The organism is Streptomyces sp. NPDC057474 (genome assembly GCF_042802555.1).
Classification (GTDB): Bacteria; Actinomycetota; Actinomycetes; order Streptomycetales; family Streptomycetaceae; genus Streptomyces.
In genome coordinates, this window is the sequence record NZ_JBHVDX010000006.1 from 1 (window position 1) to 23,462 (window position 23,462).

Genomic DNA, 23,462 nt, shown 5'->3' on the forward strand with positions numbered 1-23,462 from the left:
CCTGAAAAGGGGGCGCGGGGAACTGCGCGAGAAGCCCCGCCGGGACCGCGGCTGGGGGGCGAAGGGGCGCAGCCCCTGGGGAGGGACGGGTAGGGGCGGCGAGGGCGAGAAAAGCGCTGGGCTCAGCCGGGGGCGAGGGGCCAGGTGTGGGTGGTGACGCACTCCGCCCGGACGATCTCCGCCGGGATCTCCGAGTCGCCCGCCCAGCCCGGTATGTACACCGGCGCCCCGGCGGGCAGCGGCAGCACGCGCAGCCGTAGTCCCTCCGGTCGCGGTGCCCCCGCGGGCAGCCGGTCGAGGCCGATGTCCCAGGTGTGGCCCGAGGAGAACTGGTCGGCGGTGAGGTGGTCCCCCATGTAGGCGCGGGCCACGTCGCCGGTCCAGTGGACGCGGAGGAGGGTGCCCGGCGGTGGATCGTCCGGCAGCGCGATGTCGTACTCGGCGGCCGCCGTGTCGAACCACTCGTCGGCCGGCACGCTCGCCCGCCCCAGTACACCCGTCGTGAGCGGGGGTGCCTCGCCCGCGGGTCGGACCAGGGTGACCGGAAGCACGCCGGCCGCGCCGCCGAGTCCGCGTCGCCCGTCGTCCTCCGCCACCACCGTGTAGCGGACGAACACCCCGTCCGCCGTCTCCTTCACCATCGCGCCGGCCGCCACCGGAGCCCGCTCCGGGGCGGGCAGTACGGCGAACGACGGTTCCGGGTCCGGGCTGTGGACGCGTACCTCGTCCGTGTGGGTGTCGAAGACCACCCCGCCGTCGGAGAGGACGAGCCGCTCGGCGCCCCAGGCCGGACCCCGGTAGGCGGTACGGGCCGTGGCCGCGTCCAGGACCAGGAGGCCGACCCGGCTGCCGTCGGTGGTGTCGACCTCGACCAGGGCGTCCGTGCCGGGGCGCAGCCCGGTCACCAGGATGCGCTCGCCTGCGGTCGTGACCTCGCCCGAAGGCGTGGAGACCGTAGTCACGGTGCGGATGTCCAGGGCGAGTTCGGGGGAGATGCCGTCGGTCGCGGCCAGGACAAGGATCGTACGGCCGCTGCCGTCGTCGACCGCGCAGACGGGCTGCGCGGTGGCCCAGTCGATTCGCAGCCCGGCGATGTCGAGCCGCAACGGCCAGCAGAAGTAGGCCCCTTGGGGGATCGTGATGGGTGTGCTCGGCAGGCACAGAACCTGACCGGACGAGCCGGCCGGGACGGCCGGGCCCTCGGTACCCTCCGGGCCGCCCGGGAACCGCACCTCGAACGACGTGTCCGGATGCTCCGGCAACGGCTCGTGCGGCTGGTGGTTGTTGACGAACAGGAAACCCGATCGCCCGTCGCCGCGAACCGCCCACCGCAGCGTCTCCCGGTCGCCCTGGCCCGTCGGCTGCCGCTCGGGCAGGGCCGATTCCATCGGGGCGATCAGATGGCCGAAGTCGGCCAGCAGGAGGTGCTGGAGGCGGAGTTCGTCGTAGGAGGGGCGGTACTGGCCGTATTCGCCGAGGGGTGCCTGGAAGTCGTAGGTGAGGACGGGGAGGTCGTTGGGGTAGCCGGTGGCGTGGGACTCCTGGAGGGGGGTGAGGTCGCCCGTCGGGTTGGTGCCGCCGTGGAACATGTAGTAGCCCTGCCAGACCGAGCCGCAGCCGATCTTGGTGAGGCAGAGGGCACCGATGTCGGCGGCGTCGACGCGCGGCCGGCGGTGGTAGGCCACCGCCATGCCGCCGCCCAACTCGCAGGTGGACCAGGGGAATCGCGTCACCAGTTCCGCCGGATCACCGCCGCGTACCGTCGTCGGACGGAGGTCCGCGCCGATGCCCTCGTCGTCGCGCTGGTGGGTGAAGAAGAAGTGCTTGCGGCAGGTGTCGGGCCAGCCGCCGTCCGCCTCGGTCCAGAAGGTCTCGGTGTAGCCGCCGTAGAGGGGGAGGAGTTCGTCGGGCGGCAGCCGCACTCCGCCCCAGGCGGTCGACGTCCACAGGGGAGCCGACAGGCCGGCCTCCTGAGCCATGCGCTTCAGGGTGAGCAGATGGCCCGGCTGGTCGTACAGCTCGTTCTCGATCTGGATCGCGACGATCGGGCCGCCGTTGGACCGGTCCAGGCCGTGAAGTTGCCCGGCGATCGCCGAGTACCAGGCGCGTACGGGGGTGAGGTAGGCCGGGTCGTCGGAGCGGGGGGCGTCGGTGCGGTCCAGGACCCAGTCGGGCAGGCCGCCGTTACGGACCTCGGCGTGGACCCAGGGGCCGATGCGGGGGATGAGGTCCAGGCCGTGGCGGGCGCAGAGTTCGGCGAAGCGGCGCAGGTCGCGGTCGCCGTCGAAGCGGATGCGGCCCTCGGTCTCCTCGTGGTGGATCCAGATGACGTACGCGGCGACGACCGTCACCCCGCCCGCCTTCATCTTCAGCAGTTCCTCCTCCCACTCGCCCGCCGGATAGCGGGTGTAGTGGAACTCGCCGGAGACGGGGAACCACGGGCGGCCGCCCCGCGTCAGCCAACGGCTGTTGACCTCGATGGGGTCGGGCACGCCCGGCGCGTCGGCGAAGGGGAGGTGGCCGCGGAGCGGGGGGTCGCCGGGCGCCGGCAGGCGTACGCGGTGCGGCGGCGTCATCAGGGCTTCACCGGGCCCAGGTCGGGGGTGTCCGTGAACTCCGCGCGGGGGCTGGTCGTGGCGTTGAGCTCCAGCAGGACCAGGTCGTTGGCGCCCGGGCGCAGGACGGGTGCCGGGACGTACAGGGTGCGCTGTGGGCCCCGGTTCCAGTAGCGGCCGAGGTGGAAGCCGTTGATCCAGGCCTGGCCCTTGGTCCAGCCGGGCAGGGAGAGGAAGGTGTCGGCGGGGGTGTCGACGTCGAAGGTGCCTTGGTGGAAGGCGGGGACGGTGACCGGGGTCGCCTCGGCCGGGGCGAAGGGGACCCTGGACAGGTCGGCCGGCGGCAGCCGGTGGGTGTCCCAGCCGAGCAGGGCGGTGCCGTTGAAGGTGACCGGGCCGAGCAGCCCCTTGGCGGCGCCGATGCGGGGGCCGTAGTTGACGCCGCCCATGTTCTCGACCAGGACGTCGAGCGTGGCGCCGGGGTGCGGGACGCGCAGGGGCAGGGTCTCGTCGTGGCGTTCGCGTTCCAGTACGCCGACGGGGGCGCCGTCCACGAAGACCTGGGCGCGGTCGCCGACCCCGCCGTCGAAGTGCAGCAGGCCGTCGCCCGCCTCGGGGAGGGTGGTGCGGTAGAGGACGTAGCCGGAGCGCTGCCCCAACTCCTCCATGGTGACCGGGTGTTCGGTGCGCCCAGTCGACGCGTCGAGGGTGGTCGCGTACGGCAGCAGGGGTGCCCTGCGGTCCAACTCGACGGTGATGCCGGAGAGTTTGGGCGCGGGGGCCGGGGCCGGCTCGTCCGGGACCGGGGCGTGGCGGGCGATCACCTCGCGGAAGGCGTGGTATTTGGGGCCGGGATCGCCGGACTCGGTGAGGGCGGCGTCGTAGTCGTAGGAGGTGACGATCGGCGCGTAGCACTGGTCGTGGTTGGCGCCGTTGGTGAAGCCGAAGTTGGTGCCGCCGTGGAACATGTAGATGTTGACGGAGGCCCCGGCGGCCAGGAGCTTGTCGAGGTCGGCGGCGGCGTTCGCCGCGTCCCGTACGTGGTGCTCCTCGCCCCAGTGGTCGAACCAGCCGATCCAGAACTCCGAGCACATCAGGGGCCCTTCGGGCTGGTGGGCCCGCAGCGCCTGCAGCGACTCCTCGATCTTGCCGCCGAAGGTGGCGGTGGACAGGACGCCGGGCAGGCTCCCGGCGGCCAGGTGATGGCCGGAGCCGGCCTGGTCGCAGGTGAAGAGCAGCTCCTCGACGCCCCGTGAACGCAGCGCCTGGTGGACGTGCTTGAGGTACGCGGTGTCGTCGCCGTACGCCCCGTACTCGTTCTCGACCTGGACGGCGATGACAGGGCCGTCGTTCGCGGCCATGTACGGCAGCAGCGGGGGCAGCAGGATGTCGAGGTAGCGGTCGAGGGCGTCCGTGAAGCGGGGGTCGCTGGAGCGCAGCCGGATGTCGGGGTCCGAAGTGAGCCAGGAGGGCAGGCCGCCGCCGTCCCACTCGGCGCAGATGTACGGGCCGGGGCGCAGCAGGACGTGCAGGCCCTCGGCACGGGCGATGCTCAGGTAACAAGGCAGATCCAGCAGGCCGTCGAGGACGAGCGGGCTGTCCGGGTCGGGCTGGTGGAGGTTCCAGGGGACGTACGTCTCCACGGTGTTGAGGCCCATCAGCCGGGCCTTGCGCAGCCGGTCGGCCCACAGGTCGGGGTGGATGCGGAAGTAGTGCATCGCGCCGGAGATGATCCGGAACGGCTCACCGTGGAGGAGGAAACCGTCGGACGACGTGGTCAGAGCGGGCGTGCGCAAGGCTGTTTCCCTTCGGCTGGGGCGTACGGGGATGGCAGGGACGATCCGGCGTACAGGTGATGAGGGGTGGTCTCAGGCATACGGGGTGACCGGGTGACGGTGTCGCAACGGGGTCACGGGGACGGCGAGTTGGAGCGTGTGGCGCGGATCAGCCACAGCGTGGCCAGCAGGCACAGGGCCGAGACCGCGCAGAGCAGCAGCGGGACCGTGCGGACGCCGGACCACTCGATGGCCTTGCCGAGCGCCGGGCCGGCCGCCACTCCCCCGATCATGGAGGCGGCGATGACGAGCGCTCCGGCCCGGCGGGCCCGGGGTGCGGCCGCGTTCAGCCAGGGCAGGCCGGTGGGGAAGATCGGCGCGATGAACAGGCCGACCCCGGCGTAGGCGTACGGGGCGAGCCAGGGCACCGAGGCCAGCAGCAGGCAGACCGTCATACCGGCGCAGGAGACCGTGATGATCGTCTGGGCCGAGTGGCGCAGGGCGATGGGGGCGACCAGGAAGCGGCCGACCGTCATCATCAGCCAGTACACGGAGGTGGCGGTCGCGGCGGCCCCGGCGCCGTATCCGACCGTCTCCAGGTGGGTGGGTTCCCAGCCGCCGACCCCGGCCTCGATGCCGACGTGCAGGACGTAGAGGGTGACGAACACGGCGAGCACCGAGCCCAGGCTGCGACCGAGGGCCGAGCCGCCGGCCCCCTCCGCCTGCGCCGTACCGTCCGGCTGGGGCACCTGGTCGCGTACGCCCCGCAGGCACAGCAGCAGCGGCAGGTTGGCGGCGGCGAAGGCGAGGAAGAGCGCCGGGTAGTGCTCGGCGCCGACGGCGGCGATCAGGGCGGGGCCGAGGATCGCGCCGATGCCGAAGTGCGCGTGGAGGATGTTCAGCATGGCGGTCGAGCGGTGGCCGAAGCCGACGGCGAAGAGCTGGTTGAGGCCGTAGTCGATACCGCCGAAGCCGAGTCCGGCGAGCAGGGCTGCGGCGAGACCGGCGGGCCAGTTCGGCGCGAGCGCGAAGCCCGCCGCGCCGAGGGCCATCAGCAGGTACGAGGTGCCGAGGATCCGCCGGTTGCCCATCCGCCCGTACAGCCGGTCGAAGAGCAGTACGCCGACGACCCCGCCGACGAAGTGGGCGCTCAGCCCGAGTCCGGCGGCCGACGGCGACAGTCCGAACTTGTCGCGGAAGGCCGGGATGGCGGGGCCGTAGAGCGCCTGGAGCGCGCCGATGAGGACGAAGCCGACACAGGACGCGATCACGGCGGCGGGGCTGAACACCCTGGTGTCCGGGGCCGGTTGAGTGCGGTTCACCTCTTGCACGCTAGGTACGTCGGGCACGCGGGACTCCGCCTCCTCATGGCTGGGACACTCGCAGTGTTACCGGTAACATCGCCGTCGTCAAGATTCCCCGCACGGACTGTGTGACGGGTGGGGTGCGGGAGTGACGGGTGGGGTGCGGGAGGCGGGCAGCCGGGCAGCGCGAGGTGCGGGTACGGGTGGTGAGTGCGGGTGCGGGTGCGGGTGGTGAGTGCGGGTGCGGGTGGTGAGTGTGGGTAAGGCCCGGGGCGGTGCGCTCGCGGTGGGTGGAACGCCCTCGTGGGGCCCGGTCGGGCGCTGGTGGGTCTGGTGGGTGTGGGTGGTGAGTGCGGGTGCGGGTGGTGGGTGCGGGTGCGGGTGCGGGTGGTGAGTGCGGGTGCGGGTGGTGGGTGCGGGTGGTGAGTGCGGGTGCGGGTGGTGGGTGCGGGTGGTGGGTGGTGAGTGTGGGTGTGGGTGTGGGTGGTGGGTGGTGAGTGTGGGTGTGGGTGTGGGTGGTGAGTGCGGGTGCGGGTGGGGGGTGGCGCGTGCTCGGGCCGCCACGGCCTGTCGGGAAAGTCGCTGGTGACAGGCTGTCGACTGTGTTTGCATGCCGCGATGAAGAGCGAGAGCGTGTCCGGCGGAAGCGCGGCCCAGGGTGTCCGGAATCGGACCGATCGCGACCTCGGGGACTGTGTCCGGGTGCTCGCGGAGGTCCATGAACGCGACGGCTATCCGGTCAACTGGCCCGACCGGCCCGGCGAATGGCTGACGCCGCCCTCGCTCGTCGCCGCCTGGGTGGTGGAACTCGACGGCCGGATCGCCGGTCATGTCGGCCTGTCCCGGAGTGACGCGGGCGACGCGGCACCCGGGCTGTGGAGCGCCCGTGCGGGGGTGGGCGTCGAGGAGACCGCCGTGATCAGCCGGCTGTTCGTCGCTCCGTCGGCCCGCGGCCAGGGGATCGGCGCGCTGTTGCTGGCGCGGGCTGTCGCCGACGCACGGGGTCGCGGTCTGCATCCGGTGCTCGACGTGGTGGCGTCCGACACCGCCGCGGCGGCTCTGTACGAGCGGCTCGGCTGGCAGCTGCTGGCCACCGTCGAACAGCGGTGGAGCCCGGACCAGAGGGTGACAGTCCGGTGTTACGCGGCGGCGATTTGATCGCACCGTCGCGCCATCCAGGGTCCCCGAGGGGGACAGGGGTAGCGCCGAGGTAAGGCCAAAAGCCGTCAGTACTTGATCTTGGTGGGTCCACTCAACGCCCGGTGTGAGCCGCGAGGGTATTGACGCGGTTCGCGTACTCGCGGCGGGCCTTGCGCTGTGCCGGGATCGCCGACGTGCCCCCGGGAGCCGTCGAGCAGCTGGCAGTGAGCGAGGAGTTGGCAGGGGAACGAGGGCACCGTGCGGACGCGGAGCGTGTAGCCCTGGCCGCGCCGCACGGTCACGCCCTGGTCGAGCGCGGCACGCTCGGCGGGCTCCAGTACGACCGCACGCAGGGAGTCGGCAACCTTGCCCGGCATGTCGAGGGTGACCGGCAGCTCCGGGGCTGAGGTGCCCCGGTGGGCGGCGGTGTGCTCGGGCACGAGGTCGGCGACGGCCGTGCGGAGGCGCCACGGCTGACGTCGTGTTCGCGGGCGAGGCTGGCGACGGTCTGGCCGCCCGGGTACGGGTGTGAGTAGTTGGCGTATAGGAAATGCCGGTGAGATGGATCTTGCTGAAGTCCGTCTACTTCAAGGGGCCTTCAAGCTGGCGGGGTACGGCACGCGCGCAGTTCCCGCAGGTCGGGGATGTGGTTGTAGAGCGTGCCCGGGGAGACGCCCAGCAGCTTGGCGATCGACGTGATCGAGCGGCCGGCGTCGGGCAGCAGGTCGCGGGCGGCGCGTACGGGTGCACGTGGGACCAGAACAACGGGGTCAGGCCGCGCCGGTCGGCGGGTATGAGGAGGTCGGCCCACTCCGGTTCGCCGAGGATGTCCTGGGGCATCAGGGTGTTCACGTAGATCCCAGTTCGTGCGCCTCCGCAGAGAGGCGAACGCGCGGTCCGCGGCAGGCGCAGCGGGCCGCACTACCCTGACGGTTCGGATCACGGCCTGTCAGAACTTCTGACAGCCACGCCGGTTTCCTGGTCCGTTCCTACTCGGAGCCCGTGCCCGGCGCGGACGGCCCGCGACCTGAATTTGGTCCAGGCTCCTCGGCCCAGTTCTCGTATGGCTACGGGCCGAGTGGCGTCTGCGCTCGGCCGCCGGGCGGCGCGGCGTGATCAACGGCGCGGTCCGCCCTCCGAAAGACCGCGTAATTACTCTGCGTGTCACTGGACGCGGTGCCGCTGCTTCCACGTAGGTGCGTTGGTTGCGCCTGCCGTCATGTTTGCACCGCATACAAATTGTTGTCTGTACTGCCGAAGTACACGATGCCGTTGACCACTGTCGGGCCCGAGGTCACTTGGTCGCCTGTGGGAAAGGCCCAGACTTTCTTTCCGCTGCTGGCATCCACCGCATACAGATTCTTGTCGTAGCTGCCGAAGTAGACCACGCCCTTGGCCACCGCTGGCGCCGAAGTCACGGGGTCGCCTGTGGGGAAGGACCAGACCTTCTTTCCGCTGCTGGCATCCACCGCATACAGATTCTTGTCGTAGCTGCCGAAGTACACGATGCCGTTGACCACTGTCGGTCCCGAGGTCACGGGGTCGCCTGCAGGGAAGGACCAGACTTTCTTTCCGCTGCTGGCATCCACCGCATACAGATTCTTGCCGTCGCTGCCGACGTAGACGATACCGTCGGCCACCACCGGTGATGAGGTCACTGCGTTCTCTGTGGGGAAGGCCCAGATTTTTTTTCCGCTGTCGGCACCCACAGCGCACAGCTCATTGTCCCTGCTGCCGACGTAGACGATGCCATTGGCCACCGCCGGCGACGAGCGCACCTCGTCGCCTGTGGAGAAGGACCAGACCTTCTCTCCGCTGTCGGCGCGCACCGCATACAGATTCTCGTCGTCGCTGCCGATGTAGACGATTCCGTTGGCCACTGTCGGAGACGAGCGCATCACGTCGTCGGCGGTGAACCGCCAGATCAGTTTGCCCGTCTCCGCATCGACCGCACGCAGATCGCCGTCCTCGCAGCCGAAGTAAACGATGTCGTTGACCACTGCGGGCGACGAGGACACCCCGCCAAGGGGGGTTGGATAAGACCAGACTCCAATTCCACTGTCGGCATCCACCGCATACAGCTTCCTGTCCCAGCTGCCGACGTAGACCACGCCCTTGGCCACCGCTGGCGACGAGTGCACGTAGCTGCCGGTGAGAAAGGACCATATTTGCTTACCAGGCGTGAAGGAGCTGCCGTTCTCGGCAGGTTCGCGTGACCGCTTCTTCCCAGTAGAGTCTCGCGACCCTTCCGGGCCGCCGGAGCCGTTGTCGCGGATCTTCCAGGTGGTCAAGGCAGTTGCAGCAGCGACGGTGGTGCCAGTTAGGGCAAAAAGGGCGCGGCGCCGGGATATATGGGATTGGTGTCCGGAGGGATGACCCTGCGACGCAGGTGTGGGGCCCGGCGGTTGTTCTGCCGAGCCGGACTGGCTGAGGTCGGAGGCGGGCAAGGGGAGTGGTGTGGACTGCCCATCCACTGTGGTGGGTTCCTGCTGGGCCTCCGATGCCGGAGTCTGCGCGTTGGGGGGTGCGGGCGGCGCAGGAGGAAGCGTTTCGGTGGTCTGCGGTAGCGATGTCTTGGGCGGTCCAGGAGCCTGTTCATCGGGGGTCGGCGGGTCAGCCGCGGGCAGCGCGGGGTGTCTCTCCGGCGGTAGCGGCAGTGGGGTGTGGGGCAGAGCGGAGGTGTGCTCCCGGATGAGCTGGATGATGTGGTCGGGCATCCAGCCGGGTTCGGTGAGCAGCAGTGTGGCGGCGGCCGTCTCCCCGCTTTCGTCCCCCGCTGCGGTTGTCAGCTGATCGAGCAGGGTGGCCACGGTGGGGCGTTGGTCGGGCTGTTTGGCCAGGCAGGCGGCCACCACATGGCGCAGTTCGGGCGGGAGGGCGTCGAGGTTGGGCTGTTCGTACACGGCCCGGAAGTGGAGCGCATGCGGGGTGCCGGTGCCGAACGGGCCGACTCCAGTTGCGGTGTAGGCCAGTACCGAGCCGAGGGCGAAGATGTCGCTAGCTGCTCCGACCGGCCGACCGGTGAGCTGTTCGGGAGACATGAAGCCGGGGGTGCCGATCGTCATGCCGGTGCTGGTCAGCGCGCTGGCCTCGCTGGCGATCGAGATGCCGAAGTCGATCACTCTCGGGCCGTCAGTGGCGAGAAGCACGTTGGAGGGTTTGAGGTCGCGGTGGATGACCCCAGCCGCGTGGATCGCCTCCAGGGCCTCGACCAAGCCAGCGCCCAGGGCGAGTACCGACTGAACTGGCCAGGAGCCTTGCCGGGCGATCGCCTCACCCAGAGGGACACCCGGTACGTAGACGGTGGCCAGCCAGGGCGGGGAGCCGTCGGGGGCTGCGTCAACCACCCCGGCAGTGAAGGCTCCGTTGACTCGCCGGGCGGCGACAACCTCGCGGGCGAAGCGGCGCCGGAACTCGCCGTCCCTGGCCAACTCTGGGCGCACCACCTTCACCGCGACCGGACGCCCGCCGGGCGAACGGGCCAAGTACACCTGGCCCATCCCGCCGGCGCCAAGCCGTGCCACCATTTTGTAGCGCCCCACCTGCCGCGGGTCCTCCGGCTCCAAAACCTCTAACGCTCCCACGCCATGCTCCCCCCACCATGCGGCCCAGTGCGACCCAGTGCGGCCCCTGTCCGTAATGCCACATAATGCCCAACCATCGCTACCAGGACGACATGCAAGACCAGATCGCCTGCCCTCGGACTTCGCACCACGACTACCGCGGTGAGGGGTGATCCGGCGTGGCGATCTGTCCACTTTGGTGCACTGGCCCGGAGGGCCGGCCGACACCTGGGAGGAATCACCGAAACGGGTGACTGCGCCGCCCAAAACATCACACTTTGTTGGCGAGCCAGTACGACGCGCAGGAATGGCTGCCATCCCGGATGAGCTGCCGCCCGACCTCAGCTGATCAGGCCGCTGCGCCGAAGCCCTTGGCACGCAGGTCCTGGTCGCGGAGCTGCGTGAAGTCGACGTCGAGCTTGGGGTCGTACGCCTCGGGCTGAATGCCGAGTTCGTGGGTGGAGTACTCGTCGAACCGTTTGATGTGCTCGGTCAGGTACGGAGAGATGTGGGCCAGGTCCTCCGGGTCGATCCCCCAACCCTCCTCCAGCAGCTGGCGAACGATCTCCGCGATGTCCAGAGCATTGTGAACAATGACCGCGTTGGTGAGCAGGGCGTCGAACTTCATCGCCTTCTCCTGCTCGATGGGGTCGTTGTCGGCTAGGGGACTCCCGATTCGCCGCCTACCGCGACGACCTCGGACTGGATGCGGTCCTGGATTTTCACTCGCTGCGAAGGTCATACGTCACCCACCTGATCGAGGACGGCTGGGATCCGCTGTTCGTGCAACAGCAGGTCGGCCACGACCATGCATCCACCACCTCCATCCATACCTGCGTGTCTTCCGACTTCCGCACCCGCACCCTGCGTCGCGCCTTGGACGAGGACGGCAAAGTCCTCGTCCGGCTCGGCGACCCACCGTCGCCCGTTCCCGCCCTGTTCGACGGAATGCTGCTCAACTACCTGGGCCAGCGGCCGAACACCAGGACCGCGACCAACCCCGGTGCCCGATGGCTCTTCCCTGGCCGCCGGGCCGGACAACCCATGACCCCGGAAGCTCTGGCACCTCGGCTCCGCCACCTCGGCTCCGCCACCTCGGCTTCCCGACCCGGCCAGGACGCACAGCGGCGATCCGCCAACTCGTCCTCCAGGCCCCGGCCCGGTGATCGCCAGGATGCTCGGCTACAACGACGACCACACCACCCGGATCGCCGAAGAGGCCGGAGGAACTTGGCGTCACTCTGCCCCCGGTGACCACCGGCGGTGACTACCGCCCGTAAGGCGCTGCTTGACCTTGCCGCTGGCGGCAGGGTTGCACGATGACCGGCATGAACAGCACCGCACCGCAGAACAGCAGGATCGTCGCCGTCACCGGAGCCGGCACCGGGATCGGCCGGGCCACCGCCCGCGCCTTCGCCGCCGAGGGCGCCCACGTGGTCGCGATCGGGCGGCGGGCCGAGCCCCTCGAGGAGACCGGGGCCGGGCACGACCGGATCACGCCGCTGGCCGCCGACATCACCGCCAAGGGCGAGCCGGATCGGATCATCCGGGCCGTGCTGGAGACACACGGCCGGCTGGACGTGCTGGTCAACAACGCAGGCATCGTGCGCAGTGGCGCCCTCGGCACGCTGACGCCGGAGATGATCACAACTCAGCTTGCCACCAACCTCGTCGCCCCCATCCTGCTGGCCCAGGCCGCGCTGCCACTCCTGGAGAAGTCGGGCGGGGTGATCGTCAATGTCAGTACGTCGGTGGGGCAGCGGGCCTGGCCCGGCAGGTCGGTCTATGCGGCTACCAAGACCGCTCTGGAGCTGCTGACCCGCAGCTGGGCGGTCGAGCTGGCACCCCGCGGGATCCGGGTGGTGGCGGTCGCCCCCGGCGCGATCGACACCCCCATCGGCGAGCACCAGGGCCTGACGCCGGAGCGAATGACAGCAGTGCGGGAGTGGCAGCTGGCGCACACCCCACTGGCCCGGACCGGCCGCCCCGAGGAGGTCGCCTGGGCAGTCACCCAGCTTGCCGCACCGGCCGCGTCGTTCGTCACCGGAGTGGTACTCCCAGTCGACGGCGGAGCGGTCGTGGCGTGATAGGAGTGGCCCGGGAGGTGGGATGGGTGCGGATCGGTGAGCTGGCCAGGGCGACCGGGAAAACCGCCCGTGCGCTCCGGCACTACGAGCAGGCCGGGCTGATCTCCTCGCTGCGGGCCCCCAACGGCTACCGCATCTACGACGAGCAGGCGGTGGTGCGGGTCCGCAATATCCGCTACCTGCTGGCCGCCGGGCTCACCTTGGACGACGTGCGGGTGTTCCTGCCGTGCCCAGACGGCGATGTGGCCGTCGTACCGCCCTCGGAGAAGGGCCTGCGGGTCGCGTTGGAACGGCTGGCGGTCCTCAACGAACGGATCGCTGCCCAGACCGAGGCCCGCGACCGGCTGGAAGTCGCGTTGCGACAGGCAACCGGTGGCCGGATCCGCCCAGTGGCCTGAACGCCCGCTCGTCGCAGAGGCCGGAGGAACCTGGAGTCGCTACGCTCCCCACGGCCACTCACGGTGACCACTAGCCCTCACCGGCCAAGGAATACGCGACTCTCGATTACGCGAGGTCGCCAGTTCGCTACTCCGGACAGCCTCACGCGGGGCGTGGCCTCAGGCAGGGCGTGGCCTCAGGCAGGGCGTGGCCTCACCCTTCGAGAAGCGGTCCCGTTCCACGATCGTCATCCGCTCGGCGTGGCCGACGAGGGCCCGCGCCGCGAGCAGCCCCGCGAGACTGCCTCCGACGACCACCACGTGCCGCCCGGCCGGCCCGGCTGCTTCTCCTGAGCCATAACAGCCGTTCGTCCGTACCGAGTTCACCGACTGCACTCCTCTTTCCGGAGATTCATTCGATGAACAGCTGTATCACCGTCATGGGCGAGCCGCCGGGTCGGCGCACCGGCGACGGTGCCGAGTCCGGACCCCTCATGGGTGGTGACATGCGTGTAACTCTAGGTAACGCACGTGGTCACGTATGGTCATGCGGCGCGTGGAAGATACGAAATACGAGATATCAGGAGGGCCAATTGGCGCTGGAGCCGGTGTGGTTCGCGGTTCTGGGGTCGGTTCGGGTGGAGCGGACGGGGGCTGAACTGGCGTTGGGGCGTCCGCAGGAAAGGGCGCTGTTGGGGCTGTTGCTGGCGAGGGCGGGGCGACCGGTGGCGGTGAGTGAGATCGTCGACGTGCTGTGGGGGAGGCGGCCTCCGGACAGCGCGGTGAATGTGGTGCGACGTCATGTGGGATCGCTGCGGCGTCTGTTGGAACCCGGTCTGCCCAACCGTGCCGCCGGCCGGTGGCTGATACGGGACGCGGGCGGGTACCGGCTCCTGGTCGACGCAGACTCGCTGGATCTGCTGCGGTTCCGTCGGCTGCGGGACGAGGCGCATCGGGTCGGCGGCGACACCCACGAGTCGCCGGCGCGGGTCGTGGAGCTTCTCACCGGTGCCCTGGGCCTGTGGCAGGGGCCGGTCGGGGCCGGGCTCCCCGCCGAGGTGCGCGAGCGCGCCGGGTTCGGGGCGGTCGATCGTGAACGGCTGGCGGCCGTACGGGAGGCGGCCGACGCGGCGCTGCGCGCAGGCGCCCCCGCCGCCGTCCTGCCCCTGCTCCAGGAGGCCGCGGCCGGTGACCCGCTGGACGAACCTCTGCTGGCCCGGCTGATTCTCACGCTGGCCGCCACCGGGCGCGAGGCCGAGGCGCTGAGCACCTACCGGGCCGCCTGCGCGAGACTCGCCGACGAGTTGGGCATCGACCCGGGGCCGGAACTCCGAGACGCCCATCGGGCTGTGCTGCGCGGCACCGGGCCGGTCGACGGCGTGTCGCGCGGCGGTGATCCGGACAACATGGGTCCTCGCAGCACCGGTTCGCCCGCGCCCGCTACCTCGGGGGCCGAGGCCGCGACCGGGGCCGCCGCCCCTGCGACCCCGCGCGTTCCGGCCGCCGTCCCCGCTCAACTCCCCCACGATCTGCCGACGTTCACCGGCCGCCGTGCCGAGCTGGAGCAGGTGCTGGCGTTCCTCGCCGACCACGGCGACAGCGGCGACGGCGGCGACAGGGGAGACAGGGGAGACTGCGGCGACAGGGGAGACTGCGGCGACAGCGATGACGTGCGTCCCGCCGACACCGTCGTGATCGGCGCCATCGGCGGTATGGCCGGGATCGGCAAGACCACGCTCGCCGTGCACTGGGCCCATCGGGTCGCGGACCGGTTCCCGGACGGCCAGCTCTACGTCAACCTCCGGGGGTTCGCGCCGTCGGGCGCGGTGATGGAGGCCGGGGAAGCGGTGCGTGTCTTCCTCGACGCGCTGGGCGTACCGCCGGAGCGGGTCCCGCACGGGGTGGACGCCCAGGCGGCGCTGTACCGCAGCCTGTTGGCGGGGCGGCGGTTCCTGGTGCTGCTGGACAACGCGCGGGACACCGAGCAGGTGCGGCCGTTGCTGCCGGGCACGCCCGGCTGTCTGACCATCGTGACGAGCCGCAACCAGTTGTCGGGCCTGGTGTCCGCGCACGGCGCGCACACGCTGGCGCTGCGTCCGCTGGACGCCGAGCAGGCGCGGGCGTTCCTCGAACGCCGACTGGGTGCCGGGCGGCTCGCGGGTGAGGCGCGGGCGGTGGCGGAGATCGCGGACCTGTGCGGTGGGCTTCCGCTGGCGCTGGCCTGTGTCGCGGCGCGGGCCGCGGCGCATCCGGATTTCCCGTTGTCGGCGATCGCGGCGGAGCTGCGCGTGGCGCACGGCAGTCTGGACGCGTTCAGCCGGACGGACGCGTCCGCGAACGTCGGGGCGGTGTTCTCCTGGTCGCTGGGTGCCGTGTCGCCCGAGGCGGCGCGCCTCTTCCCGCTGCTCTCGCTGCATCCCGGCCCGGACTTCTCCGTGGCCGCGACGGCGTCGCTCGCCGAACTGCCCGTACGCCGGGCCCGGTCGCTTCTGACCGAGTTGGCCGACGTCCACCTCGTGGGAGAGCCCGCCCCCGGCCGGTACGCCCTGCACGATCTGCTGCGCGCCCACGCGGCCGAACTCCTGGAGGACCATCGCCCGGAGGGCGAGCGCGAGGCGGCCGCCGAGCGGCTGTACGCGTACTACCTGCACACCGCGCACGCCACCGAACCGCTCCTCGCCCCGTACGCGGACCCGGTGCCGCCGGGGCCGCCCCCGGCCGGTGTCCACGCCGAACCGCTCGCCGGCCACGAGCAGGCGCTGGCCTGGCTGACCGCCGAGTATCCGGTGCTGCTCGCCGTCGTCGGGGCGGCGGCCCGGTCCGGCAGCGACCGGGTGGCGTGTCAGCTCGCCTGGGCGCTGGAGCCGTTCTTCGACCGACGGGGGCACTGGCACGACTGGGCGACCGTCCAGCGGATCGCGCTCGACGTGGCCCTGCGCACTGCCGATCCCGCAGGGGAGGCAAGGGGCCTGCGCGCGTTGGCCCGGGCCGAGAGCCGGCTCGGTCTGCACGGATCGGCCCGCCCCCGCCTCGACCGTGCGCTGGAGCTCTTCGCCGGGCTGGGGGACGACATCGGTCGGGCCGACACCCATCGCAGCCTCGGCTGGACCCACGAACAGGAGGGCGACCTGCCCGGCGCCCTCCACCACAACCGGCTGGCCATGGAACTGTTCCGGAACAGCGGCCGACGCGCCGCGTACGCCAGTGTCCTCAACTCCGTCGGCTGGTACCACGCGCTGCTCGGCGAGTACCGGGAGGCCCTGAGCCACAGCCACCAGGCCCTGACCCTGCTCCAGGAACTCGGCGACCGCTACGGCCAGGCCGCCACCTGGCACACCATCGCGTACGCCCACCACCACCTCGGCCGCCACCCGAACGCCCTCCTCGGCTACGGCCACGCCCTCGCCCTCTACCGGGAGCTGGGCGTGCCGTACCTGGAGGCCTGCACCCTCGTCCACGCCGGCGACACCCATGCCGCGATGAGCGACCATGCCACCGCCCACGAGGTCCGGCAGCAGGCCCTCACCCTCCTCATCACGCTCGGCCACCCCGACGCCGACCGGCTCCGGGCCCAGATCGCAGCGAGCGAGCGATGTGTATGACCGGCGCCCTCCCCATCGCCGGCACTCCGCTCAGGCCCTCGAGCCGAGGTGTGCCGGCCCGGTCGGTCCGCGTCAACCGGCTCGCCCCTGCGGGGAATTGATGCGGTTCGACGTACTGGGTCCTCTTCGGGTGTGCCGGGGCGAGGAGGAGCTCGACCTGGGGTTCCCCCAACAGCGTGCGCTGCTGGGGTTGTTGGTCGTGCGTGCCGGTCGGCCGGTGCCGTCGGGCGAGATCGTCGACGTGCTGTGGCCCGAGCGGACGCCGGCCAGCGCGATGAACGTGGTGCGTCGTTACGCCGGTTCGCTGCGGCGGCTGCTCGAACCCGGTCTGCCGCCCCGGGCGCCCGGACGGCGGCTGCTGCGCCGCGCCGGGGGTTATCTGCTGGAGGCGGGCGAGGACGAGGTCGACCTGCTGCGGTTCCGCGCGCTCACCAAGCGGGGCAAGCGGGCGGCGGCCACCGGGCGGTCCGAGGTGGCGTCGCGGCACTTCGCGGCGGCGCTGAGCGAGTGGCGCGGTCCGGTGGCGATGGGGATCCCCGCCGCCGTACGGGAGCACGCCGTATTCGCCGAAGTGGAACGCGAGTTGGTCCGCACGGCCCGGATGGCCGCCGACGCGGCGCTCCTCTGCGGCAGGAGCGAGCAGGCGCTGCCCCGGCTGCGGCAGGCCATCGAACTCGACCCCCTCGACGAACCGTTGCACGCGGCGCTCGTCATGGCCCTGGCCGCGTCCGGCCACCAGGCGGAGGCGCTGGCCGCGTACGAGCGCGTACGACGGCTGCTGGCCGAGGAGTTGGGGGTGGTTCCCGGCACGGAACTGGCCGCGGCCCACACCAGAGTGCTCCGGCAGGAGTGGGTGCCGAGCGGACCGCGCACGGCACCGCGTTCCACGGCTGCCCGTTCGGCCGGGCCGCCGGGTCCCTGTTCGAGCACGCCGAGGCCCGGACCGGCGTCCGCCACCGCCACCGCCACCAGCCTCGCCCAACTGCCGGCCGACCTGCCGGTCTTCGTCGGGAGACGGTCCGAACTCGGCCGCCTGACGGAGATCACGGACACGGCCGCCGTCTCCGCCGACGCGCCCCCGGCCGTGCGCGCCGTCATCGCGGAGGCGCCCGCCACCGTGCTGATCAGCGGGATGCCCGGAATCGGGAAGACGGCCCTCGCGGTGCACTGGGCACACAAGGTCGCCGGACGCTTCCCCGACGGTCGACTCCACGTCGAGCTGCGGGGGTTCGACCCGGTCCGGGCGCCCCTGGACCCGGCGGCGGCGCTGCGCGGGATGCTCGCCGCGCTCGGGGTCCCGCCCGCGCAAATGCCGGGCCGCGCGGACTCCCTCGCCGGGCTGTACCGGAGTCTGCTGGCCGGCCGGCGGCTGCTGGTCGTGCTGGACGACGCGGCCGACACCGAGCAGGTACGGCCGCTGCTGCCCGCGTCGCCCGGCTCTCTGACCCTGGTCACCAGTCGCAACGGACTGGCCGGTCTGATCGCTTCGGGCGCCCATCCGCTGCGCCTGGACCTGCCGTCGTCGGCGGACGCACGGGCGATGCTGGCGGCGCACCTCGGCCAAGACCGGCCGGCCTCCGAGCCCGAGGCGACCGACGAGATCGTCACCCGGTGCGGCCGACTGCCGCTGGCCCTCGCGATCGCCGCCGCCCGCGCCACCGGCCGCCCGAACGTCCCCCTCTCGGCCCTCGCCGCCGAGCTGCGACACTCCCGGGACAGCCTCGACGCCTTCGCCGCCACCGGAGGAACTCCCGGCGGCCCCACCGCCTTCGCCAACACTGGAGCAACGCCGCACGCCCCTACCGCCTTCGCCGACACTGAAGAGCCGCCCGACGCCCCTACCGACCTCGCCGACACCAGGCAGACACCCGAAGCGTCTACCGGCCTCGCCGACACCAAGCGGACACCCGAAGCGTCTACCGGCCTCACCGACACCAAGCAGACACCCGAAGCGTCTACCGGCCTCACCGACACCAAGCAGACACCCGACGCCCCCACCAGCCTCACCGACACCAAGCAGACACCCGACGCCCCCACCAGCCTCGCCGGCGCCATGGAGACGCCCGACCTCCGCGCCGCCTTCGCCCGCTCCTACCGTCGTCTTCCGCCGGAGAGCGCGCGGCTGTTCCGTCTGTTGTCCCTGCACCCCGGCCCGGACCTGGACCCGGACACGGCCGCGGCCCTGGCCGGCCTCCCGGCCCGTCGGGCCCGGCTGCTGCTCGACGACCTCGCCGACGCCCACCTCGTCGCCGAACACGCACCCGGCCGCTACGCCCCGCACGACCTGCTGCGCGTCTTCGCCGCCGAGCTGACCGAGACGTACGACTCCCCCGAGGACCGCCGCGCCGCCCGCCGACGCCTGCTCGACCACGACCCGCGCACGGACACCCCATAGCCACCACCGTCACTTCACGGTCACTCTTTTTTCACATCTTCCTTCCTACGCTCCGGGTGCAGTGATTGACGGTGTATTCGAACGGCCGTGGAGGAAACGACAGATGACCAGGTCCGACACCAGCGCCATCGGGGCAGCGGGCCTCCGCATAGCCGTCCTCGACCTCGGCCTCGACCTCGGCCTCGACGGGACGGCCACGGAGCTGCCTGGAGATGGGCGGCCCGGGGCGGGGGCGTACCGGCTGACCGCGCGGACCGGCGGCGCGTACCTGTTCGTGGGGGTGCGCGGGACCGGCGTTCCGCTTGCCGAACGGATTCCGGACGTCTCCCTCCAGCCGGGGGACATTTGTTTCTACGACGCGAACCACCCGCCGTTACTGGACTTCCCCGAGCGCTGCCGGCTGAAGGTCTTCCTCGTCCCGCGTGAGGAGCTGGGGCTGGAGGACGGCGACCTGCGGCGCATCGTCGCGACCCCGGTCGCCGGGTCCTCCCGGCTCGGGACGCTGCTGTCGCCGTTCCTGTCCGAGCTGGCCGACACAGCTGTCTCCGCCGAGCCCCCGGTCGGCGAGATGCTCGCCCGGAACGCGGTGAACCTGCTGGCCACCCTCGCCACGGAGCAGCTGGGGCGGACCCCGACGGGCACCCCCGGCGGCCGGTCGCCGCTGGTGGCACGCGCCCTGCGGTTCATCGACGAGCACCTGGCCGACGCGGACCTGTCGCCCGAGGTGATCGCGGCGGCCCACCACATCTCGGTGCGCTATCTGCACAAGCTCTTCCAGGACGAGGGCACGACCGTGGGCCGCTGGATCCAGCGCCGTCGGCTGGAGGAATGCCGGCGCGACCTCGTGCTCGGCGTCCGCAACCGCCGCACGATCGCCTCGGTCGCCGGCCGCTGGGGCTTCCTGAGCGCGACCCACTTCAGCCGGGTGTTCCGGGCGGCGTACGGCATGTCACCGAGCGAGTGGCGGGACACGGCGGGGCAGGCTACGGCGGGCGGACGGGGTACGCGGCCTCACGGCCGGTAGCACCCGCGGCTCAGTCCGGCGGCCTCGTCCAGGCCGCGTTCGCGGCCGAGAGCCGGTACACGGCCACCGAGGTCGCCGCGAGCAGCAGCAGGGCCAGGCCCAGGGTGAGCGTGAGGTCGGTGTGCAACAGGAGGAGCGCTCCGGCGAGGGCGCCGAGGAACATGGCGAGGACGGAGAGAAGGCGGCGGCCGGGCCGGGGCGCCGCCCCGCCGGCCGAGGCGGAGTCCGCCGCCAGGCCCGTCAGTGTGAGGGTGAGCACGGTGGTGGTGAGGTCGGGGACGCCGAGGCGCCGTACGACCGCGTTCTGCAGGCCCATGGCGAGGCCGAGGAGCACGATCAGGGTGTACCTGACGGGGTCGCCGACCCGGTCGTCGGAGACGGCGGCCGTGAGGACGGCCCCGGCGACCAGCACCGCCTGGAACGCGGTGGCGGCGGCCAACAGCCGTCCGCGGTGGGCCGCGAACCGGACCGCGGACCGGCCGCCGGCCACCGCGCCCGCGAGGAACGCGGCCACGGCGACGACGGACGCCGGCGCTGACAGCCCGTCGGCGCCGGCCAGGGCGAACCCCAGGAAGACCACGTTGCCGGTCATGTTGGCGACGAAGACATGCCCGAGGCCCAGATAGCTGACGGCGTCCACCACTCCGGTCACCACGGTCAGGGTCAGCATCAGCGGCGGCAGCGGCCCGTGCCGGTCTCCGCGCGGCGGGGCGAGGGTGTGGGCGAGGTCGGTCAGCAGCTTGCGCACAGCTCGCCACTCCTTCCGCTCCGCCGGGCGGAGCACCGTCGTTCCGTCGTCAGCCCGCCGCGTGCTCGCCGATGACGGCCTGCGCGTAGACGATCCCGAGGCCGTACGCGCCGCCGTGCTCCTTGACGACCTCCGTCGTGGGACCGTACGTCTCCGTACGCGCCCAGTCGCGCTGGAGCTCCAGGAGCACCTGCACCCAGGTGACCGGTACGGCGCCGGCCTGGACCATGCGCTGCACGGCGTGCTCGTGGGCCTGCGGGCTGACCCCGCCGGACGCGTCGGTGACGACGTAGACCTCGTAGCCCTGGGCGAGCGCGGACAGCGTGGGCAGGACGACGCAGACCTCGGTCCACAGGCCCGCGATGACGAGCTTCTTGCGGCCGGTGGCCTTCACGGCCTCGACGAAGGCGACGTCCTCCCAGGCGTTCATCGTCGTACGGTCGACGATCTTCCGGTCGGGGAAGACGTCCGCGAGCTGCGGCAGGAGCGGGCCGGAGAAGGACTCGGCGGCCACCGTGCTGAGGACCACCGGCACGTCGAAGACCTTGGCGGCCTTGGCCAGGCCCACGGTCGCGTTGATGATCGCGGTGCGGTCGCCGCTGCCGGTGCCGAAGAACATCTGCGGCTGGTGGTCCACAAACAGGACCGCGCAGTTGTCGGGGGTGAGCAGGTCGGGGCCGGGGGTTGCGGTGACCTCGTTGATGTCGACCATGGTCGTGCCTTTCCTGAGGGGGGTTCTGATGGATCAGTGAGATTCGGGTGGGTCAGAGGGAGAAGCAGGGGTCGAAGGCCGGGCTCCCGGTCTCCGGGGCGAGCCCGCGTCGGGCACGCCACCGGCGGTGCCGCTCCGACTCGGCGGCGGCCTGGCCGAGCAGTTCGGCCTGCCGGGCACCCGACAGTCCCGACCGGCCGGACGGTCCCGACCAGCACGGCAGTCCGGGCAGGCTCGTACGGTCGGTCGCCTGATAGCCGCCGAAATGCGCGACCGGGCTCCAGTCGGGGCTGACGGGCGGCAGTTCCTCGTCGAGGCCCTCGTACTCGGCGGCCGCGTGCACGATCCGGCCGCCGACGACGGTCAGTACGGACTCGATGTGCGCGATCTCGGGCTCGGGCACGGTGAAGTAGTCCTCGGAGAGCACTGCCAGGTCGCCGTAGTACCCGGGGCGCAGGACGCCCTTGACGTCCGCCTCGCCGGTCAGCGCGGCTCCCGCCGTGGTGAACATGGCCAGCGCCGTGGACCGGTCCAACCGGTTGTGCGGCGGGCGCAGTACCAGGTCGCCGACGGTGCGGCCGGTGACCAGCCAGTGCAGGGCGATCCACGGGTTGTAGGTGGAGACCCGGGTGGCGTCGGTGCCCGCGCCGACGGTCAGTCCTCGGTCCAGCATGGCCCGGATCGGCGGGGCGTCCGCGGCGGCGCCGGAACCGTAGCGGCGTACGAAAGCCTCACCCTGGAACGACAGCCGGTTCTGCACGGACATGGCCCCGCCGAGGGCTGCGACACGGTCCAGGCTGCCGGTGGAGACGGTCTCGGCGTGGTCGAACAGCCACCTGTTCCCGGCGGGGAAAAGCCCTTCCGCGGCGAGTTTCTCGAATACGGCGAGGTCGCGGCGGATGGTCTCGTCATAGGTGGCGTGGAGCCGGAATCCCCAGCCGTTCTCCATCAACAGCCGTACGGCCTTTTCGAATTCGACTTCGTAGTCTTCCGTGAGTTGCGGGCGCGGCTGGGTGAAATTCTCGAAATCCGCCGCCGCCCATGTCAGATTCTCACCCGCGCCGTTGAGGCGCAGCCATGCGTCGCCGTCCTCGGGGCGGGCCGTTTCGATCCAGCGGGCGAGGTCGGCCAATTCCTGGCCGGGGGTCTGCGGGAAGAGGTGATAGGCGATGCGCAGCGACAGCTGTCCGGCCTCGGCGAGTTCGGTGATCGTGCCGTAGTCGTCGGGGAAGTTCTGGAATCCGCCGGCCGCGTCGATGGCCGAGGTGAGCCCGAAGCGGTTGAGCTCCCGGAGGAAGTGCCGGGTGGAGGTCTTCCGGTCCGGGTCCTCCAGGGCCGGGGCCTTGGCCAGGGTCGAGTAGAGGATCAGGGCGCTGGGCGCGGCGAGCAGCATGCCGGTGGGCTCGCCGCCGCGGCCCCGTACGATCTGGCCGCCCTTGGGGTCGGGGGTGTCGCGGGTGTGTCCGGCGGCCTTGAGGGCGGCGCGGTTGAGGACCGCCGACTGGTACAGGTGCAGCACGAACACCGGGGTGTCCGGGGCGGCGGCGTTCAGTTCGCCGACGGTCGGCAGCCGGCGCTCGGCGAACTGCTCGGCCGACCAGCCGCCCACCACCCGTACCCACTGGCCCTTCGGTGTACGGGCCGCCTGCTCGCGCAGCATGGCCAGGCCCTGGCGGAGGGTGGGCACGCCGTCCCAGCGCAGCTCCAGCACGTAGGAGAGGCCGCCGCGGACGACGTGCAGATGGGAGTCGTTGAGGCCGGGGACCGTACGGCGGCCGAGGGCGTCCACCACCCTGGTGGCGGGGCCGATGTGGGGAGCCACGTCCTTGTCGTCGCCGACGGCCGTGATGACGCCGGCGCGCACGGCGAGCGCTTCGGCCGCCGGGCGGCGCGGGTCGCCGGTGTGGATCCGCGCGTTGCGGACGACGAGGTCTGCGGCATCGTCGGTGGCCCCGGGAACGAGCCCGCCGACCGGCATCGTGGACAACTTCGGAGAACCCCCTTTTTCGGAACCGCTTTCGGAACCGCTTTCGGAACCGGCTTCGCTTTCGAAGCTATGCGGCGCGGAGCCTTCTCTGTGTTCCGGCAGCGCACCGCATTCGTCATCACAGCGCACGGGTGATCGGCATTCCCTGTTTCCGTGCACTCTCGGACCGACTTCGGTGCGCTGGTGGGCAATT

General features: G+C 71.6%; 17 protein-coding genes and 1 pseudogene. 7 read left to right on the forward strand and 11 right to left on the reverse strand.

Annotated features, from left to right (window positions below; genetic code table 11):
• Positions 1-122 precede the first annotated feature (122 nt).
• The 3 genes from ACFU53_RS02610 to ACFU53_RS02620 all read right to left on the reverse strand — a co-directional run bounded on the left by ACFU53_RS02610 (position 123) and on the right by ACFU53_RS02620 (position 5,652).
• Positions 123-2,576 (reverse strand): beta-galactosidase, encoded by a 2,454-nt coding sequence (locus ACFU53_RS02610; protein ID WP_383985293.1) that lies wholly within the window; start codon positions 2,574-2,576, stop codon positions 123-125.
• Positions 2,576-4,351 carry a beta-galactosidase gene (locus ACFU53_RS02615; RefSeq protein WP_383985296.1) on the reverse strand — a complete coding sequence of 592 codons (1,776 nt, stop codon included), beginning with the start codon at positions 4,349-4,351 and terminating at the stop codon, positions 2,576-2,578. The genes ACFU53_RS02610 and ACFU53_RS02615 overlap by 1 nt, the downstream gene beginning before the upstream one ends.
• Before the next feature lie 113 nt (positions 4,352-4,464).
• Positions 4,465-5,652 (reverse strand): MFS transporter, encoded by a 1,188-nt coding sequence (locus ACFU53_RS02620; RefSeq protein ID WP_383985299.1) that lies wholly within the window; start codon positions 5,650-5,652, stop codon positions 4,465-4,467.
• Between the two features lie 600 nt (positions 5,653-6,252).
• Between ACFU53_RS02620 and ACFU53_RS02625 the strand changes: the two genes are divergently transcribed.
• A complete protein-coding gene (locus ACFU53_RS02625; RefSeq protein WP_383985301.1) occupies positions 6,253-6,792 on the forward strand; it encodes a GNAT family N-acetyltransferase in 540 nt (179 codons plus the stop codon).
• A 68-nt stretch (positions 6,793-6,860) separates the two neighbouring features.
• Here the strand turns inward: ACFU53_RS02625 and ACFU53_RS02630 are convergent, their stop codons facing one another.
• The 4 genes from ACFU53_RS02630 to ACFU53_RS02645 all read right to left on the reverse strand — a co-directional run bounded on the left by ACFU53_RS02630 (position 6,861) and on the right by ACFU53_RS02645 (position 10,965).
• A complete protein-coding gene (locus ACFU53_RS02630; RefSeq protein ID WP_383985303.1) occupies positions 6,861-7,214 on the reverse strand; it encodes a hypothetical protein in 354 nt (117 codons plus the stop codon).
• Positions 7,215-7,372: 158 nt separating this feature from the next.
• Entirely contained in the window at positions 7,373-7,585 is a 213-nt protein-coding gene (locus ACFU53_RS02635) for a hypothetical protein (RefSeq protein ID WP_383985305.1), read from the reverse strand.
• Between the two features lie 406 nt (positions 7,586-7,991).
• On the reverse strand, positions 7,992-10,358 hold the full coding sequence (locus ACFU53_RS02640) for a PQQ-binding-like beta-propeller repeat protein (protein WP_383985307.1): 2,367 nt from the start codon (positions 10,356-10,358) through the stop codon (positions 7,992-7,994).
• 328 nt (positions 10,359-10,686) lie between these two features.
• The gene (locus ACFU53_RS02645; RefSeq protein ID WP_383985309.1) at positions 10,687-10,965 is read right to left on the reverse strand and encodes a Tn3 family transposase; all 279 of its coding nucleotides are present in this window, start codon (positions 10,963-10,965) and stop codon (positions 10,687-10,689) included.
• Between the two features lie 56 nt (positions 10,966-11,021).
• Between ACFU53_RS02645 and ACFU53_RS02650 the strand changes: the two are divergent.
• The 3 genes and pseudogenes from ACFU53_RS02650 to ACFU53_RS02660 form a co-directional block, all read left to right on the forward strand.
• Positions 11,022-11,591, forward strand: a pseudogene (locus ACFU53_RS02650) (tyrosine-type recombinase/integrase); the annotation flags it as partial.
• A 65-nt stretch (positions 11,592-11,656) separates the two neighbouring features.
• Positions 11,657-12,424 carry an SDR family NAD(P)-dependent oxidoreductase gene (locus ACFU53_RS02655; protein ID WP_383985311.1) on the forward strand — a complete coding sequence of 256 codons (768 nt, stop codon included), beginning with the start codon at positions 11,657-11,659 and terminating at the stop codon, positions 12,422-12,424.
• 26 nt (positions 12,425-12,450) lie between these two features.
• Complete coding sequence (locus ACFU53_RS02660) at positions 12,451-12,822, forward strand: MerR family transcriptional regulator (RefSeq protein ID WP_383985436.1); 372 nt, start codon at positions 12,451-12,453, stop codon at positions 12,820-12,822.
• A gap of 159 nt (positions 12,823-12,981) precedes the next feature.
• Here ACFU53_RS02660 and ACFU53_RS02665 read toward each other — a convergent pair whose 3' ends face one another.
• Entirely contained in the window at positions 12,982-13,188 is a 207-nt protein-coding gene (locus tag ACFU53_RS02665; RefSeq protein ID WP_383985450.1) for a hypothetical protein, read from the reverse strand.
• Positions 13,189-13,394: 206 nt separating this feature from the next.
• Between ACFU53_RS02665 and ACFU53_RS02670 the strand changes: the two genes are divergently transcribed.
• The 3 genes from ACFU53_RS02670 to ACFU53_RS02680 all read left to right on the forward strand — a co-directional run bounded on the left by ACFU53_RS02670 (position 13,395) and on the right by ACFU53_RS02680 (position 19,822).
• Positions 13,395-16,403, forward strand: a complete 3,009-nt coding sequence (locus ACFU53_RS02670; protein ID WP_383985313.1) for a BTAD domain-containing putative transcriptional regulator — start codon at positions 13,395-13,397, stop codon at positions 16,401-16,403.
• A gap of 100 nt (positions 16,404-16,503) precedes the next feature.
• Positions 16,504-18,798: a BTAD domain-containing putative transcriptional regulator gene (locus tag ACFU53_RS02675; protein ID WP_383985315.1), complete on the forward strand. Its 2,295-nt coding sequence runs from the start codon at positions 16,504-16,506 to the stop codon at positions 18,796-18,798.
• 103 nt (positions 18,799-18,901) lie between these two features.
• Positions 18,902-19,822: a helix-turn-helix domain-containing protein gene (locus ACFU53_RS02680; protein ID WP_383985316.1), complete on the forward strand. Its 921-nt coding sequence runs from the start codon at positions 18,902-18,904 to the stop codon at positions 19,820-19,822.
• 10 nt (positions 19,823-19,832) lie between these two features.
• Here the strand turns inward: ACFU53_RS02680 and ACFU53_RS02685 are convergent, their stop codons facing one another.
• Genes ACFU53_RS02685 through ACFU53_RS02695 form a run of 3 tightly spaced genes read right to left on the reverse strand, consistent with a single transcriptional unit; the run spans position 19,833 to position 23,260 of the window.
• The gene (locus ACFU53_RS02685) at positions 19,833-20,570 is read right to left on the reverse strand and encodes a DUF1275 family protein (protein WP_383985318.1); all 738 of its coding nucleotides are present in this window, start codon (positions 20,568-20,570) and stop codon (positions 19,833-19,835) included.
• A gap of 49 nt (positions 20,571-20,619) precedes the next feature.
• On the reverse strand, positions 20,620-21,282 hold the full coding sequence (locus tag ACFU53_RS02690) for a hydrolase (protein ID WP_383985320.1): 663 nt from the start codon (positions 21,280-21,282) through the stop codon (positions 20,620-20,622).
• A 52-nt stretch (positions 21,283-21,334) separates the two neighbouring features.
• Positions 21,335-23,260 (reverse strand): amidohydrolase, encoded by a 1,926-nt coding sequence (locus ACFU53_RS02695; RefSeq protein WP_383985438.1) that lies wholly within the window; start codon positions 23,258-23,260, stop codon positions 21,335-21,337.
• Positions 23,261-23,462: the final 202 nt, after the last annotated feature.